This window comes from Flavisphingomonas formosensis (assembly GCF_009755815.1).
Taxonomy (GTDB): Bacteria; Pseudomonadota; Alphaproteobacteria; order Sphingomonadales; family Sphingomonadaceae; genus Flavisphingomonas; species Flavisphingomonas formosensis.
The window spans coordinates 271376-288227 of sequence record NZ_WRPK01000008.1; the positions used below are offsets into that span (position 1 = coordinate 271376).

Below are 16852 nucleotides of genomic sequence, written 5' to 3' on the forward strand. Positions count from 1 at the left end.
TGGCATGATCCTGGGGATTGCCGCGAGGGCGATAGAAAGAAGAAGGTTCACAAACCGGCGAATTACCGCCCCGTCCACACCGGCTCCCGCTTCTCCAGGAACGCCGCCATGCCTTCGGCGAAGTCCGCGCTGGCCATGCTCTCGCGGCGCAGTTCAGTCTCCGCGCGGTCGATCTCCTCGGTCGGCGCGCCTTCGATCGCCATGCGCAGGATATGGCGAGTGATGCGCAGGGACAGCGGCGAGCAGCGCAGCATGCGCCGGGCGAGCGCCCTCGCCTCCTCCACCACCTGTCCGGCCGGCGCGAGCGCACTCACCAAGCCGAAGCGCAGCGCGTCCGTGGCCGAGAGCCGGTCGCCGGTCAGCGCCAGCGACAGAGCGAGCGAGGGCGGCAGCTTGCGGGCGAGCTGGACGAGGCCGCCACCGAGCGCCGCCGCGCCGACCCTGGGCTCGGGCAATGCGAAGACGGCGGTCTCGTCCGCGATCAGCACGTCGCAGGACAGGGCGATCTCGAAGCCGCCACCCATGCACAGGCCGTTGATCGCCGCGATCACCGGCTTGGTCAGCGCGCGATGATAGGTGAGCCCGCCGCCGCCCTCCGGTGGGAGAGGCAAATTGGTGCCCGCGACATAGGCGGAAATGTCCGATCCCGCGCAGAAGGCCCTGCCCTCCCCCGTCAGGATCGCGACATGGAGATCGGGATCGGCCTCGAAGGCGTTGAAGATCGCCACCATCTGGCGGTGGGATTCGGGCACCAACGCGTTGAGCTTCTCGGGATAGGCCATCGTCACGATGAGGACGGCGCCGTCCCGCTCGACCCGGCAGAATTCCATGGCCTTCTCTCCTTGTCTCGTTCTTCGATCGACGTCATGCCAGCGGACGCTGGCATCGCTCTCGACGGGCAGCCGGGTGATGGTGGAGAGTGACCCCAGCTTCCGCTGGGGTGACGATGCTGAAAGCTCCCCATCAACGATCGGTGCATCCCGTAGAGCGAAAGCCGGGATCGCTCTCGATAGGCGAGCAGCCCAAAGTGGACAGCGATCCGGGCTTTCGCCGGGATGACGCGGACTTATGTCCCACACGCGAGGAGGGAACCCCCCTCAATAACGCCCCGGCGCGCTTGCCTGGACCTGGGCGGGTTGCTGCCCCTGGATGCCGCAGCCCGTCCACGCGATCACGTCGCCTGCCGCCGCCATCGCCTCCAGCGGCGGCAGCACGGGATCCCAGAGCCGGGCCTGGATGCGGCGGCCGTTGATGCCGTCCGCCGCATCGGAGGCGAGGAAGGCCATCGGCGGCCCCATGATCTCGGGCGGCAGCACCGCCTCGCGCGGCAGCCCCATCTCGTCGGTCATCCGCGATCCGCAGCCGCCGCCCGGCACCAGCACGTTGGCGGTGACGCCGGTGCCGGCAAGGTCGCTCGCCATGATCGCGGTCTCCGCCTCGAGCCCCGCCTTGGAACCGCCGTAGAGCGAGCTGCGCAGCATCGTGTCGAGGCTGGTCGTGTTGGCGACGATGCGGCCCCAGCCGCGCTGCTTCATCTGGTCGACGAGGCGGATGGCGAGCATCATCGGCGCGACGACGTTGATCGCCAGATAGCGCTCGATGATCGCCCGATCCGATCGCCAGAAACGATAGGGATTGACCAGATAGTCCTTGGAGACCTCGTTGATCGCGACGCCGGCATTGTTGACGAGAATGTCGACCCGCCCGAAGCGCTCCAGCGCAAGATCGGCCAGCCGCTCGGCCTCGCCCGGTTCGGCGAGGTCGGCGAGCGCATGCTCGACGCGCGGCGCGCCGAGCGCGCGGCATTCGGCGGCGGTCTGGATCAGCGTGTCCTCGCTGCGCGAGGAGAGCAGCAGGCTGTGCCCGTCCGCGGCGAGGGCATGCGCCATCACCCGGCCGAGCCCGCGTCCGCCGCCGGTCATCAGCACCATGCGTCCCATGCGCCTCTCCTTTCATTGAGCCCTCTCCCGCTTGCGGGTTGCGGCATTCCCCATCGTTGATTCGGTGCTTTTCTTCTTCGTCACCCCAGCGGACGCTGGGGGTCGCTTTCCACGGTCGCCCGGCTGCCTGTCGAGAGCGATGCCAGCTTCCGCTGGCATGACGCGGCAAAACGACGGGTGAATCCGGTAGCCCACTGGCGGGAGCCGGCTTAAGCGCTCACGCTGCCGCGGGAACCGGCGCATCGAGCGCGGCGAGCAGCTTCGTCTTCTCCGCCTCGTAGAGCGCGACATTGGCGTCCTTGATCGGGCCATAGCCCTTGACCATCTCGGGCAGCGACGCGATCGCAGCAATCTGGCCCTGGGTGGCGGGCGACAGGCGGGGCAGCAGCGCCTCGATCGTCGCGCGATACTCGCCGATCAGCCGCCGCTCCATGCGCCGCTCCGCCGTCTTGCCGAAGATATCGAAGGCTGTGCCGCGCAGGCCCTTCAGCTTCGCCAGGAGCCGGAATCCGGTGAAGATCCACGGCCCGAACTCGATCTTCTTCGGCTCGCCGCCGGGCTTGGCGGGCCGTGCGATCAGCGGCGGGGCAAGCTGCACCTTCAGCGTGTAATCGCCCTCGAACGCCTGCTCCAACCGCTCACGGAACGCGGGAGCGCCATAGAGCCGGGCCACCTCATATTCGTCCTTGTAGGACATGAGCTTGGAGAGACAGCCCGCGACCGCGGTGGTGACCTTGAGATCGCCGCCGAGGCCCGCCGCCGTTTCGGCCGCGCGTACCGTGCCGACGAAATCGGCATAGGCCCGCGCATAGCCGGCATTCTGGTAGCCGGTGAGATGCTCGATCCGCCGCGCGATCAGCGTGTCGAGATCCTGCGAGACCGGCTCGTCCACCGCGTGCAGGCCGGTGCGCGCGATATAATCGTCGAGCTTGGCCGGATCGTGCGCCGCCAGCCGGCCCCAGTTGAACACCTGCAAGGTCGACTTGACCTGCGAGCCGTTGAGCTTGATCGCTTCCCCGATCGAGGCGAGCGAGAGCGGCACCAGTCCTTTCTGCACGGCGTAGCCGAGCATGAACATGTTGGTGGTGATGCTGTCGCCCATCAGCTTGGTGGCGATCTGCGTCGCGGAGATGCCGTCGACATTGTCCCCGACGACGCTGCGCAGCGCCTCGAGCTGGCCTTCGGCACCGAAGTTGATCGCGTTGTTGGACTGGAACTGCGCGGTCGGCACCACCTCCGTGTTGACGATGATCGCGGTGTCCGGCGCGACCATGTCGAGCGTCGCCGGGCTGGTGGTGACCACCATGTCGCAGCCGATGACGAGATCGGCGGCCTGGTTCCACAGGCGCGGCGCATGGAGCTGCTCCGGCGAGGGCGCGATGCGGATATGGCTGAGCACGCCGCCGCCCTTCTGCGCCATGCCGGTCATGTCCATGACGCTGGCGCCCCTGTTGTCGAGATGCGCGGCCATGCCGGCGATCGCCGCGACGGTGAGCACGCCGGTGCCGCCGATGCCGGTCAGCAGGATGTTGTAGACCCCGTCATGGGCGCGCTGCGGCGGCGCGGGCAGCGCGCCGAACACGCTCACCAGTTCCTCATCGCGGAAGGCCGCGCCGAACTTGCGCGGCTCGCCGCCGAGGACACTGACGAAGGAGGGGCAGAAGCCGTCCTGGCAGGAGAAATCCTTGTTGCACTGGCTCTGGTCGATCTTGCGCTTGCGGCCGAACTCGGTGTCGACCGGCTGGACCGAGACGCAGTTCGATTTCTTGCTGCAATCGCCGCAGCCCTCGCACACTTCCTGGTTGATGAAGACGCGCTTGGGCGGGTTCGGGAACTTGCCGCGCTTGCGGCGGCGGCGCTTCTCGGCAGCGCAGGTCTGGTCGTAGATGATCGCCGAGACGCCGGGATGCTGCTGCATCTCGCGCTGCACCTCCTCCAGCTCGCGCCGGTGCCGCACGGTCGTGCCCGCCGGCCAGCGAATGTCGGAGGGATATTTGTCCGGCTCGTCGGTGACGATGACGATCGGCTTCACGCCTTCCCAATAGACCTGATTGGCCATGGATTCGACGGTAAGCGTGCCGTCCACCGGCTGGCCGCCGGTCATCGCCACCGCATCGTTGTAGAGCAGCTTGTAGGTCATCGTCGCCCCGCTCGCGACGGCGGCGCGAATGGCGAGGAGGCCGGAGTGGAAATAGGTGCCGTCGCCGATATTCTGGAAGGCGTGGGGCACGTCGATGAAGGGATGGAGCCCGGCCCAGAGCATGCCCTCGCCGCCCATCTGCGCGGACCATTCGGTCGGCCGGTCCGGCATGAACATCGCCGACAGGCCGTGGCAGCCGACGCCCGCGAAGGTGAGGCTGCCGTCGACGGTGCGGGTCGACGTGTTGTGCGGGCAGCCCGAGCAGAAGAAGGCGGTGCGCATCAGCCCGGTGGGCTTGATCTGGTGCACCTTGGTCTTGGCCTCGCGGATGCGGGCGATCCGCTCCTTCAGCGCCTCGTCGGCAATGCCCAGCGCCTCGATCCGCGCGACCAGCACGTCGATGACGAGAGTGACCGAGGTCTCGCCGAAATCGGGGATCAGCCGCGCGCCGGACGGATCCTTCTTGCCGGTCAGCTCCGGCCGCTCGTCGGCACGGGCGGAATAGAGCAGCGCGACGAGCTGCTCCTCGACGAAGGCGCTCTTCTCCTCGACCACGAGCAGCTCGCGGTGGCGGCGGGCGAAGGCCAGCGCCCCCTCCGGCTCGATCGGGAAGGTCATGCCGAGCTTGTACAGCCGGATGCCGAGCGCGCGGGCGCGCGCCTCGTCGATGCCGAGCTCGGCCAGCGCCTCGCGCACGTCGAGATAGGGCTTGCCGGCGGTGACGATACCGAGCTCGCGCCGGTCGGAATCGAAGATCACCTTGTCGAAGCCATTGGCGCGGGCGAATGCCTGCGCGGCGGGCAGCTTATATTCGACGAGGCGCCGCTCGATCGGCAGCGGGAAGATGTCGCCCTTGATCTTGTTGAGGCCGCCGGGCGGCATGGTGAAATCGGGAATGACCGGCAGCGAGCGGGCAGGATCGACGTCCACCGTCGAGGTGCGCTCGATCGTGTCGGTCACCACCTTGAAGGCGGTATAGACGCCCGCGAAACGCGACAGCGCCCAGCCGAGCAGGCCGAAATCGAGATATTCCTGCGTGTTCGCCGGATAGAGGATCGGCATCAGCGCCGCCTTCCACACCGGATCGGAGGAGGTCGCCGTCACCGTCGACTTGCCGCCGGTATCGTCGCCGCCGATCACCAGCACGCCGCCATTTTTGGCGCTGCCTTCCAGATTGCCCTGGCGCATCACCTCGAAGGCGCGATCCACGCCGAGATTCTTGGCGTACCAGATGGCGAAGATGCCGTCATATTTCGCCTGCTGGTAATAATGCAGCCACTGGCTGCCGCGGATCGAGGTCAGCGCCAGTTCCTCGTTCACGCCGGGCGTGAAGCGGATGTGGTTCTCCTTGAGGAGCGCCGAGGCCGCCCAGAGATTGCTGTCGTAGACGCCGAGCGGCGAGCCGCGATAGCCGGTGATGTAGCCGGCAGTGTTGAGCCCCGCGGCCAGATCGCGCTGGCGCTGCATCATCGGCAGGCGGACCAGCGCCTGGTTGGAGGAGATGTAGATCCTCCCCTCGGCCTGGGTATATTTGTCGTCGAGGCGGACGGCGGTCTTGGTCATGGGTGCAATTCCAGCAAGTGGGCGGCATTGCCGCCGAGGATGGCCAGGCGATCGCCTTCGGAAAGGCCGGCCGCGGCGACGAAGGCGGGCAGGTCGGCCTGGCCGATCTCGGTCGGCCCGTCGCTGCCGGCGAGGATCCGATCGGCGCCGAGGCGGGTGGCGAGATAGGCGAGGTTCTCGGGCGAGAAGACCACCGTGTCGTACCAGAAGCGCCGCACATAATCGGTCGGCGGCTGCTTGAGCCGGCCCTGCATCGCGCCGGGAAATTTGCGCCAGACCAGCTCCATGCGGTCGATCACCGAGCCGATCATGCCGCCGCCATGGGCAAAGACGATCTGGAGCTCGGGAAAGCGCGCGAAGATGTCGGTCGCCATGAAGCCGGCGAGCGCCATCGTGCCCTCATAGGGTATGCCGACCACAGCGCCCATCAGCGCCGGCCCCTCGATCCGCTCCAGCCCGCCCGGCTTGATACCGTGGACGAACAGCGGCAACCGGCGCGCCTCAGCTTCCGCGAGCACGGGGTGGAAGATCTCCGCCGCAATCGAGGTGCCGTTGACGTGGCTGCCGACGAAGAGACCAGACAGGCCGAGCCGGGCGACCTCGGCGACCTGCGCGCGGGCATGGTCAGGATCCTGCAGCGCGAGCACGCCCATGCCGCGCAGCCGCCGGCCGGAGCGCGCGACCATGCGGGCGCACTCCCGGTTCATCGCGTCTGTGAGGATCCGTCCCGCCTCCGGGGCGAGCCAGTAGGAGAGGAGTTCGGGCAGCGGCGAGAGCAGCTGGACGTCGACGTCCGCCGCGTCCATCGCACCGATCCGGCGATCAATGTCCCAGTAGAGAGCATCAAAATCGCGGAACGGCCTTTCGCCGACGAACATCGTCGCCGAGTCCTCGTCGGCGGCGAGACGCAGGCTCGGCCAGGCGGGCTCGTCGACCGCCGCGGGCTTGGCCGGGAAGCTCTCCGGGATGAAGTGGTTATGGAAATCGACGATCATCGCGCGTCACATCATCCACTGCGCGCCGTTGATCGAATGGATCTGGCCGTTGACCGCGGCGGCATCGTCGCTCGCGAGGAAGGCGACATAGGCCGCGACCTCGCCCATCTCGGTGAAGCGCTGCGACGGGATCTCGCGCTTGGCGACATCGCGGGGATGCACGCTCATCCTATATTTGGCGAGGACTTCCGGATCGTCGCTCATCATCGCCTGCAGATCCTCGGTGAGCACGCCGCCGGGGGAGACGACGTTGAAGGTGACGCCGTGCCTCGCAAATTCGAAGGCGAGGCCCGTCACCAGTGCATGGACGCCGCCCTTGGCCGCATTGTAGCCGGCATGGCTGTAGGTGCCGGTGTGCACCGAATCCGCGCCGACGTTGATGACGCGGCCATAGCTGCGTTCGAGCATGCCGGGCAGGAAGGCGCGGGTGCACCAGAGCGTGGTCCACAGATTGCGGTCGATGGTCTGGCGCAGCGTCTCGGCGGTATGCTCGAGAAAGGGCCGGATCACGCCGCCGCCGGCATTGTTCACCAATATGTCGCAGCGGCCATGGGCGGCGAGCACCGCCTCCAGCAGGCCCGCGGCGCCCTCCTCCCTGCTGAGATCGGCGGCGTGGCCGATCGCTTTGGGTGCGCCCGCTGCCTCCAGCTCGGCACAGAGCGCCGGCAGGCCCTCGCCATTGACGTCGCTGACCGCGAGCGCCGCACCCTCGCGCGCCAGCCGCATCGCGATCGCCTTGCCGATGCCGCGCGCGGAGCCGGTGACGACCGCGATCTTTCCGGAAAGTCCCGCCATCGCTCAGCCCGTCACCAGGCCGGGGAATTTGGCGGCATGCTGCGTATCCGGCACGGCATCCCAGAGATCGAAATTGGCGGGATCGGCCGACATCCGTCTCGGCTCGCGCGCGCCCGTCTCCGGGAACTGCTCCATGCCGAGCGTATATTCCCAGACGAAATAGTCGGGATCGTAGATATAGAGATGGATGCTGCCCGACGTCGGATGACGACCGATACCGAATTGGATCTGCACGTCATAGCGCTTGATCCGGTTGAACAGCTTGCCGATGTCATCGATCTCGTCGACCATGAAGGCGAGATGATGGAAGGTCGGCCGGGGCGCCGGAAACTGCAGCGGCGCGAAGCTGTGATGGTTGGGATTGGGGAAGGCCCTGAGCAGCGACGCGCGCCAACCCTCCAGATAGTCGGAGACCAGGAAGCCCATATTCTCGACCATATAGTCCGTGACCGCCTTGCAGTCAGGGATCACCAGGCCGTAATGCTTGCCGCCCTGGAAATTGGTCAGCCGGTTCTGCCGCGGCGCGACCGTATAGCTCATCCGCGCATAATATTCCCACACGGTGTTGAGCTTCGGCTCGACGATGCGGAAGGCGCGCTCCAGACCGAGCATCGCCGCCTCTTCCTGCGGGATGAGCTGTGGGGCGAGGCCGATGCGCTGATAATGGGCAAGCGCTCGATCGAGATCCTCCTCGGTCTCGAGTTCCCAGCTCGACCGGACGAAGCCGGGCTTTTCGGCGGGGATCAGCATCACGTCGTGATGCTGCGGCCCGATACGGAAGAAGCGGGCGCCGTCCGCGCCCTCACCCGCCGCATCCATGCCGAACACGTTGGTGGCGAATGCCGCGGACTTCTCGATATCGCTGACGTTCAGCGCGAGATAGCCAAGGCGGCGATACCGGAAATCCACTCCCATCTGTCTGTCCTCGCCCGTTACAGGATTATGGTGAGCCGCCCCTGATTGTAGAGGCTGTTGAGATCGAGCACGCAGCGCTTGTGCCGAATGCGCACGCCCTCGGGCGTCTCGACCAGGGTGAACAGCGCCTCGCCCATATAGACGGTGCTGGTATCCTCCTTGGTGCGGAACACCGCGAAATTGGCGCGGGCCTTCGTCGAGCCGTCGTCGCCGGCACTGATCCGCACGTTGCTGACCATGTGCCGCGTCTTGGAGCGCGGATATTCGGCATGGGCCGTCTTCTTGGTCAGCCGCTTGGCGCGGCCGCGGATCCGGTCGATCCGGTCCGACACCAGGAACAGAGTGTTGCGAGCATCGGCGCCGAGGGGATCCTCGCACGCCGGCGACGTCACCTCGTACAGCGCGTCCTCGCTATAGAGTTCGGCCCATTCCTCCGTCTTCCAGCCGTCCAGCAGCTCGGCTTCGCGGAACAGAAAATCCTCTACCTCGGATCGGGTCATGGTCATCGTTCGAATTGCCCCCGTTCTATTTCTTCTCGAGCGTGTCGATTCCGCGCATCACGCGATCCCACATCGTCCAATAGGCCTGCATCTGGATCTCGTCGTCCGGCATGCCCGCGCCATAGAGCGGGTTCTCGACCTTGCCGAAGCCCTTGGAAATCTCGCTCCATTCGATCGGCGTGTGATCGGCCGCGTCCTGGCAGATCTCCAGCATCTCGATGTCGTCGGGCGAGCCGAAGCCGGCCGGCCCGAGGAAGGAGACGAAATTGTCGAGCCGCAGCGCGCGCAGCTCCTCGCTCTCGTCGTCCGGGCCCATCGCCCAGGCGGTGACGCGGATCTTGTTCTCGGATTCCGGCTCGATCACCCGCACGGTCACCGACAGGATGTCGTTGATCACTAGGTTCGGGAAGATCACCAGATTCTTCTGCGTCTCGGCGATATATTTGGCGCGCTCCTCGCCGAGCCGGCGGACCAGGCTGGCATAGCGCGCCTCGATCTCGGGCCTGGTGCCCGCGCCCATCGAGGGCAGCCACTGCGCGATCGGCCGGCCGGTCGGCACATAGCTGTCGAGCACGGCATGGCCGTTGCCGAGCGCGCGCGCGCAGCCGGCGGTGTTATAGCTCTGCAGCGTCTTGTCGATCAGCCCCTCACCGGGCGTGCCCACCATCTGATCGCGCAAATAATCGAAATAAGAGGCGTGGACCGGGAAGAGATGGTAGCCGTCATAACTGTTCTCGCAGAGCAGCTTATAATTGGCGCGGATCGAATAAGTGTGTTCGCCCGAAAGGATGATCTGCTGCCCCTCGGTCTGGTCGCACAACGCGTCGATCTGGTCGCGTGCACCGTCGAGATAGTCGTAGAGGTTTATTGCGTTGGGATTGTAATTGACGAACCAGAAGCCGCGATATTCCTCCAGACGCTCCACCGAACGCAGATCGAGATGGCCGTCCGCGTTAATCCCCTCGGCATAGCCGGTCTGGGTATTCTGCGAGACGAGGTCGCCTTCGGAGCTGAACACCCAGCCATGATAGGGGCAGGTGAAGTTGCGGGCATTGCCTGTCCGCTCGCGGCACACCTTGGCGGCGCGGTGCGTGCAGCTGTTATAATGGGCGCGCACTTCGCCCTTCTTGTCGCGGATGAAGATGAGGTCGCGTCCGCCCACGCGCCGCGCATGGAAATCGCCCTTCTTCTTGAGCTCGGTATCATGACCCAGATAGAGCCAACATTTCGAGAAGATCTGCTCCTTCTCGCGCTCGAACACCTCGGCGCTGCGATAGGCGTCGCGATGGACGCGAAAGCTGCCCTGCGCCAGATCGGCCTTCACCAATTCCTCTCGGATCGGATCGTAGAGGGCCATATCGTCTCTCCTTTTATGGTCGATTCCCGACCAGTTCGCCCGCATATGGTACGTATACTAACCTTTTTTGGCAACAGTCTTCCGAGGGTGGTCGCAGATTAATCGACGGTGAGGACGATCTTCCCGCGGACATGGCCGCCCTTGCTCGCTGCGAGCGCCTCGGCCGCCCGGGCGAAGGGCAGCTGGAGGGCGATTTCGGCGCGGATGAGCCCCTGCGAAGCCAGTGCCGCGATCTCGCCGAGTTGCGCGCCGCTCGGCCGCACCCGCACCTTATAGGCACGCACGCCCTTCAGTTCCTCGAACGCGGCCGCGTCGGCGCCGCCGGCGATGCGGATCACCGAGCCGCCGGACCGGACGAGCGACCAGAGACCGGTCTCCTTCGAATTGCCGACCAGATCGAGGAGGATGTCGATATCCTGCGAACGCCCTTCGACCGGCGCGGTGCGGAAATCGACCACCTCGTCCGCGCCGAGCGCGCGCACGAAATCGGTATTGGCGGGCGACGCGGTGGCAACCACCCGTCCGCCCCTGGCCTTCACCATCTGCACCGCCACCGTGCCGACGCCGCCGGCGGCATTGTGGATCAGCACGGTTAGGCCAGCGAGATCGCGCCCATCGGCCCGCAGCCCTTGCCAGGCGGTGAGCCCGACGAGCGGCAGGCTCGCCCCTTCCGCGAAGCTGAAGCCCTCGGGCAGCGGCGCGGCATGGGCCGCATCCATCACCCGCGCTTCGGCATAGCAGCCGGTCAGACCGGGATGGGCGATCACCGGATCGCCGGCTTTCACGCTCTCCACGCCCGCGCCGACGGCATCGACGATGCCGGCGATGTCGCCGCCCGGGACCAGCGGCAGCGGCGGGAGCACCGGCGCCGTGCCGCTGAGCAGCTTCCAGTCGACCGGATTGACGCCGATCGCCTTCGTCCGCACCAGGATCTGGCCCGCGCCGGGCGCGGGCGCCTCGACCTCGTCGAGCACCAGGATGTCGGGACCGCCGAACGCATGCGCACGCATGATCTTCATGGCAGGCCTCCTGCTCAAGGGTTGACGAAGGTGTCGCGCTCGATGCCCGAATTATAGCCGGCGGCGGCGAGCGCGTGGCGGAGCGGCCCCTCCACCTCCTTGGCGTCGCGGAAGGCCGGCGCGCGCGGGCCGTGGTTCCACCCGTCGCCGACCGTATAGCCGAACCCCCACACCTCGGCGAAGACGCGGCCGCTGATGTCGGCCGCCGCCGGGCTCGCCAGGAAGGCGATCAGCGCAGCGATCCATTCGGGATCGCGCCGCTCGAGCATCTCGCCCGTCACCTCGCGCAGCCCCTCGGTCATGCGGGTCTGGGCGCGCGGCGCGATCGCGTTCACGGTGACGCCGATGCGCGAGAGCTCGCGTGCGGTGATGATCGAGAAGGCGGCGATGCCGGCCTTGGCGGCGCCATAGTTGGACTGGCCGATATTGCCGAACAGGCCCGAGCCCGAGCTGGTGTTGATGATGCGGGCATTGCGCTGGCGGCCGGCCTTGCTCTCCAGCCGCCAATAATTGGCCGCATGATGGCTGGGCGCGAAGGTGCCCTTGAGATGCACCTTGATGACGAGATCCCAATCCTGCTCGGTCATGTTGACCATCATCCGGTCGCGCAGGATGCCGGCATTGTTCACGAGGATGTCGAGCCCGCCGAAGGTGTCGATCGCCTGCTGGATCATCTCCTGCGCCTGCTGCCAGTCGGAGACGTCGGCGCCGTTGACCGCCGCCTCGCCGCCGGCGGCGCGGATCTCGTCGACCACCTCCTGCGCCGGGGACATGTCGGCGCCTTCGCCGGACGCGGTTCCGCCCAGATCGTTGACGATCACCTTCGCGCCCTCCTGCGCGAGCTTCAGCGCATAGGCCTTGCCGACGCCCCGCCCCGCCCCGGTCACGATCGCCACACGTCCGTCACAGATTCCCATCGGTCCCTCCAGCTTCCCTCTCGAAATTAGCAATCATGCTAATTGTGATGTTGCAAACTATATGCTGTGCGACTTATTTGACGGCAAGGGGCGTGTCAACGCCACGCGATCGCCAGAGGGCCTCGAAGCCGGAGGAGGGAGAGAGATGATCGAGCAGGATTTCGAGAAGATGGCGCTGACGCCGATGGACGAATATCCGTTCCACGCGACGCCCTATCCGATGTCCTATGTGCCGAACTCCGATCCGGCCTGGGACGACGGCTATTATTTCCTCGCCTATGATCTGGAGAGCGGCGTGCAGCTCTGGACGGGCATGCGCATCGCGCCGAACAGCAACATCATCGGCGGCTATGTGAACACCAACGTCCGCGGCGTGCAGCGCGCGCTGCGGCTGAGCCGGATCTGGCGGGAGGACTTCTCCGTCGCGATCGGCCCGCTGCGCTACCAGTTCGTCGAGCCCCTGAAGGCAATCCGGCTGACCTGCGACGCCAACGAGTCCGGCATCGCCTTCGACGTCGTCTGGCACGGCCTGTCGCCCTGCCATCTCGCCATCCACCACCGCGCCGTGCGGGCGGGACGGCTCACCACGGACCAGAGCCGCTACCATCAGGTCGGCCGCTGCACCGGCTGGCTGGAGATCACTGGACAGCGCTATGCCATGTCGGAGGACGCGCCGTGGGGCGGATCGCGCGACCGCTCCTGGGGGATCTACGAGAGCCGACCACCTCTCGCCCCCGCGTCCAACTGGCTGCCGCCGAGCGATCCGCCCGCCATCCCGCGCGCACTGCGCTTCTCCTGCTTTCTGGAAGCGGAGGATCTGTCGAGCTACTTCCATTTCCACGAAGGGCCGGACGGCGAGCGCGTGGTCCTGAACGATGCGTTCGGCGTGCCGTTCGAGGGCTCGATCGATTTCGGCTGGGCCGGCGGCAAGCTGCGCCTCGCCGACTATGACCATCGGCTCAACTGGCGGCCGGGCACCCGCTCTGTCACCGACGGCGTCGTCACCCTCCGCGATGCCGACGGCGGCAGCTGGACGGTGGCGCTCGATTGCCCGCACCCGCCCCATGTGCTCGGCCAGATCGGCTATCATGTCGGCGCGTGGAGCGACGGCGGCACCATCCACAGCTGGCACGGCCGTAGCCCGGCCTCGGAGTGGGACGAATATGATTTCTCCCGGCAGCCCTGCCAGCACAGATTCCCCGGCAATGGCGAGACCAAGACAGTCTACGGTGTCGAGCATATCGCCCGCGTCACCCTCACCGCGCCGGACGGGCGCGTGCGCCACGGGCGCGCCCAGTTCGAAGTCTTCCTGAACGGCCGCTACGCACCCTACGGCTTCGAGGTCCAGGGCAATCATGGCGGCCTGACCGGACGGGGCGTCGCCTGACGGCACCCCCAGACCATTCCTCGATCGGAGAAAGAGACCGTGAAGACCCTTCCCCGCCCCACCTATGGCGAAGAGCATGAGCTTTATCGCGACGCGGTGCGCCGGTTCATCGAGACCGAAGTCACGCCCCATCATCGCCAGTGGGAAGAGGATGGCGTCGTCTCGCGCGACGTGTGGAAGAAGGCGGGTGGCGCCGGTTTCCTGTGCTCGAACGCACCCGAGGAATATGGCGGCGCCGGCGCCGACTATAAATATAATGCCGTCTTCACCGAGGAGCTCGGCTATGCCGGCGCGACCGGCCCGGGCTTCGCCGTCCATTCGGACATGGCTGCCAACTACATCCTCAACTTCGCGAGCGGCGATCAGAAGCAGCGCTGGATACCGGGGATGGTTTCGGGCGACTGCATCGCCGCGCTCGGCCTCAGCGAGCCAGGCGCGGGCAGCGACCTCAAGGCGATCAAGACGAGTGCGGTGCGCGACGGCGACGATTATGTGATCAACGGCCAGAAGACCTATATCTCCAACGGCCAGCTCGCCGACATCGTCATCCTCGCCTGCAAGACCGATCCGGCGGCCGGCGCACGGGGCATGAGCTTCATCGTCGTCGAGACCGACCGACCCGGCTTCGCCCGCGGCCGCAACCTCGAGAAGTTCGGCCTACTCGCCCAGGATACGTCCGAGCTTTTCTTCTCCGACGTGCGGGTTCCCGTCGCCAACCGCATCGGTAGCGAGGGCCAGGGCATGGCGATCGCGATGTACAATCTCGCCGAGGAGCGGCTATCCATCGCCGTCCATGCGATCGGCATGTGCAAGGGCATGCTCGACGCCACCATCGCCTACACCAAGGACCGGATGATCTTCGGCAAGCCGGTGTCCGATTTCCAGAACACCCGCTTCAAGATCGCCGAGCTCGCCGCGCAGACCCAGGCGCTGCAGGTCTTCGTCGATCGCTGCGTCGATCTGGCGGTGGAGAAGGCGCTCGACATCGAAACCGTCGCGATGGCCAAGATGCTGGCCGGCGAACTGCAATGGCGCATCGCCGACGAATGCCTGCAATTCTATGGGGGCGCCGGCTACATGATGGAATATCCCATCGCCCACGCCTTCATTGATTCGCGTATCCGCAAGATCGCCGGCGGATCCTCCGAAGTGATGCGCGAGATCATCAGCCGCAAGCTCTTCATCTGAGGGGGCATCCATGGAAATCGAACTCAATGAAACCCAGCAGTCGATCCGCAATGGCGTCGGCCGCATCGTCGACCAGTTCGGCGACGAATATTGGTCGAAGCTCGACCAGAGCGGTGAATTTCCACATGAATTCCACAAGGCGCTGGCAGAGGGCGGCTTTCTCGGCATCACCATGCCGGAGGAACTCGGCGGATCGGGCCTCGGCGTGACCGAGGCGGCGATCATGATGAACCGGATCTGCCAGGGCGCAGGCGGCTATTCGGCCGCATCGACCATCCACATGAACCTGTTCGGCCCCCATGCCGTCGTCGTGTTCGGCACGCCCGAGCAGAAGGAACGGATGTTGAAGCCGCTAATCGCCGGCACCGACAAGGCCTGCTTCGGCGTCACCGAGCCAGACGCCGGCCTCGACACGACCAGCATCAAGACCTTCGCGCGCAAAGTGCCCGGCGGCTACCGGATCACCGGCCGCAAGATCTGGACCTCATCGGGCCAGGTCGCGAACAAGATCGTCATCCTCGCCCGCACGACGGCGAAGGAGGAGTGCCGCAAGCCCACCGACGGGATGAGCTTCTTCTACACCGATCTCGATCACGCGAAGATCGAGGTCCGGCGCATCCCAAAGATGGGCCGGAACGCGGTAGATTCGAACGCGACCTTCATCGACGACTATTTCGTCCCCGACGAGGACTTGATCGGCGAGGAGGGCAAGGGCTTCCATTATGTCCTCCATTCGATGAATCCGGAACGGATCCTGGTCGCGTCCGAAGCGATCGGCAACGGCCAGGGCGCTCTGAAACGCGTCTCCCAATATGCGCAGGACCGCCAGGTGTTCGGGCGCCCGATCGGCATGAACCAAGGCATTCAGCATCCGCTCGCGGAAAGCTGGATGGCGCTCGAATCCGCCTTCTGGATGGTGATGCGCGCCGCCTGGCTCTACGACGCCGGCAAAAGCTGCGGCGCCGAGGCGAACAGCGCCAAGTTTCTGGCCGCGCGCGCGGGCTTCGACGCCTGCACCCGCGCGGTGATGTTCCATGGCGGCATGGGATATTCGAAGGAATATCAGGTCGAGCGGCTGTTCCGCGAGAGCATCCTGCTGCGCATCGCCCCCATCACCGAGCAGATGATCATGAATTTCATCGGCGAAAAGGTGCTGGGCCTGCCCAAAAGCTATTGAGAGAGGGAACCATGGATCGCGAGAAAGTTGCCGGCAAGATTTTTGCCGACACCGAGCAGGCCTATAGCCGGAAGGATTCGATCCTCTACGCGCTCGGCGTCGGCTTCGGCAGCGAGCCGCTGGATGAGCAGCATATCGACTTCCTGTTCGAGGAACGGCTGAAGGCATCGCCCACCTATGCGAATGTGCTCGGCCATCCGGGCATGTGGGTGCGCGATGCCGACTATGCCGTCGACTGGAAGAAGCTGCTCCACGCCGAGCAGCGGCTGGAGATGCACCGTCCGCTGCCGCCCGAGGGGCACATCGTCGGCAAACATTTCATCCTGGGCGTGCGCGATCTGGGCGAGCGTGGCGCGATGCTCCACCAGCGCAAGCATGTGATCGACGCGGCGAGCGGCGAGACGATCGCGACCGTCACCAACACGCTAATGCTGCGCGGCGACGGCGGCTGCGGCGACTGGGGCGACGTGCCCGAAGAGCTCACCAAGCTGCCCGAGACAGCGCCCGACGGCACGCTGGAGGTACAGGCGACCGAGATCCAGCCGCTGATCTATCGCCTCTCGGGCGATCTCAATCCGCTGCACATCGATCCCGCCATCGCTAAAGGCGCCGGCTTTCCGCGGCCGATCCTGCACGGGCTCTCGACCAAGGGCATGGCGGGCTATGCGCTGCTGCGCCACTATTGCGGCTTCGATCCGGCGCGGCTGGAAGCGATGGCGGTGCGCTTCAGCCGGCCGGTACTGCCGGGTGACCGCATCCGCTTCGAATTCTGGGGCGAAGCACCGGGCACGATCCGCTTCCGTGCGGTGGTGCCGAACCGGGACGATCTGGTGGTTCTCGACCGTTGCACGGCGCGGATCGGGTAGGTTTGAGGGCCAACATTTCCAGGACTATTCCTGTCACCCCCGCCCTTCGACTGCCTGCAAAGCAGGCGCTCAGGATAAACTCGCCTACGGCGA

At 66.1% G+C, this 16852-nt stretch carries 14 protein-coding genes; 4 read left to right on the top strand and 10 right to left on the bottom strand.

Features of this window, described 5'->3' with window-relative positions; translation table 11 throughout:
* Positions 1-62: 62 nt before the first annotated feature.
* The 10 genes from GQY20_RS21715 to GQY20_RS21760 all read right to left on the bottom strand — a co-directional run bounded on the left by GQY20_RS21715 (position 63) and on the right by GQY20_RS21760 (position 12141).
* Entirely contained in the window at positions 63-830 is a 768-nt protein-coding gene (locus tag GQY20_RS21715) for an enoyl-CoA hydratase-related protein (RefSeq protein WP_157219244.1), read from the bottom strand.
* Between the two features lie 267 nt (positions 831-1097).
* Entirely contained in the window at positions 1098-1940 is an 843-nt protein-coding gene (locus GQY20_RS21720) for an SDR family NAD(P)-dependent oxidoreductase (RefSeq protein ID WP_157219245.1), read from the bottom strand.
* Between the two features lie 217 nt (positions 1941-2157).
* Positions 2158-5643: an indolepyruvate ferredoxin oxidoreductase family protein gene (locus GQY20_RS21725; protein WP_157219246.1), complete on the bottom strand. Its 3486-nt coding sequence runs from the start codon at positions 5641-5643 to the stop codon at positions 2158-2160.
* Positions 5640-6638, bottom strand: a complete 999-nt coding sequence (locus GQY20_RS21730) for an amidohydrolase family protein (RefSeq protein ID WP_157219247.1) — start codon at positions 6636-6638, stop codon at positions 5640-5642. Before GQY20_RS21730 ends, GQY20_RS21725 begins: the two co-directional genes overlap by 4 nt.
* A 6-nt stretch (positions 6639-6644) precedes the next feature.
* Positions 6645-7433, bottom strand: a complete 789-nt coding sequence (locus tag GQY20_RS21735; protein ID WP_157219248.1) for an SDR family NAD(P)-dependent oxidoreductase — start codon at positions 7431-7433, stop codon at positions 6645-6647.
* Between the two features lie 3 nt (positions 7434-7436).
* Positions 7437-8348, bottom strand: a complete 912-nt coding sequence (locus tag GQY20_RS21740) for a VOC family protein (protein ID WP_157219249.1) — start codon at positions 8346-8348, stop codon at positions 7437-7439.
* A gap of 17 nt (positions 8349-8365) precedes the next feature.
* On the bottom strand, positions 8366-8854 hold the full coding sequence (locus GQY20_RS21745; RefSeq protein WP_157219250.1) for an aromatic-ring-hydroxylating dioxygenase subunit beta: 489 nt from the start codon (positions 8852-8854) through the stop codon (positions 8366-8368).
* Between the two features lie 19 nt (positions 8855-8873).
* Positions 8874-10205 carry an aromatic ring-hydroxylating oxygenase subunit alpha gene (locus GQY20_RS21750; protein ID WP_198351113.1) on the bottom strand — a complete coding sequence of 444 codons (1332 nt, stop codon included), beginning with the start codon at positions 10203-10205 and terminating at the stop codon, positions 8874-8876.
* A 98-nt stretch (positions 10206-10303) separates the two neighbouring features.
* Positions 10304-11224 (bottom strand): NADP-dependent oxidoreductase, encoded by a 921-nt coding sequence (locus GQY20_RS21755; RefSeq protein ID WP_157219252.1) that lies wholly within the window; start codon positions 11222-11224, stop codon positions 10304-10306.
* A 14-nt stretch (positions 11225-11238) separates the two neighbouring features.
* The gene (locus tag GQY20_RS21760) at positions 11239-12141 is read right to left on the bottom strand and encodes an SDR family NAD(P)-dependent oxidoreductase (RefSeq protein ID WP_157219253.1); all 903 of its coding nucleotides are present in this window, start codon (positions 12139-12141) and stop codon (positions 11239-11241) included.
* Positions 12142-12286: 145 nt separating this feature from the next.
* On the opposite strand from GQY20_RS21760, the gene GQY20_RS21765 reads away from it, so the two are divergent.
* From GQY20_RS21765 to GQY20_RS21780, 4 genes are read left to right on the top strand one after another with little or no spacing between them, the layout of a single operon-like run.
* Positions 12287-13528, top strand: coding sequence for a hypothetical protein (locus tag GQY20_RS21765; RefSeq protein WP_157219254.1), 1242 nt, complete (start codon positions 12287-12289; stop codon positions 13526-13528).
* A gap of 39 nt (positions 13529-13567) precedes the next feature.
* Positions 13568-14716 carry an acyl-CoA dehydrogenase family protein gene (locus GQY20_RS21770; protein WP_157219255.1) on the top strand — a complete coding sequence of 383 codons (1149 nt, stop codon included), beginning with the start codon at positions 13568-13570 and terminating at the stop codon, positions 14714-14716.
* A gap of 10 nt (positions 14717-14726) precedes the next feature.
* A complete protein-coding gene (locus tag GQY20_RS21775; protein WP_157219256.1) occupies positions 14727-15893 on the top strand; it encodes an acyl-CoA dehydrogenase family protein in 1167 nt (388 codons plus the stop codon).
* Between the two features lie 11 nt (positions 15894-15904).
* Positions 15905-16759 (top strand): MaoC family dehydratase, encoded by an 855-nt coding sequence (locus GQY20_RS21780; RefSeq protein WP_157219257.1) that lies wholly within the window; start codon positions 15905-15907, stop codon positions 16757-16759.
* Positions 16760-16852: the final 93 nt, after the last annotated feature.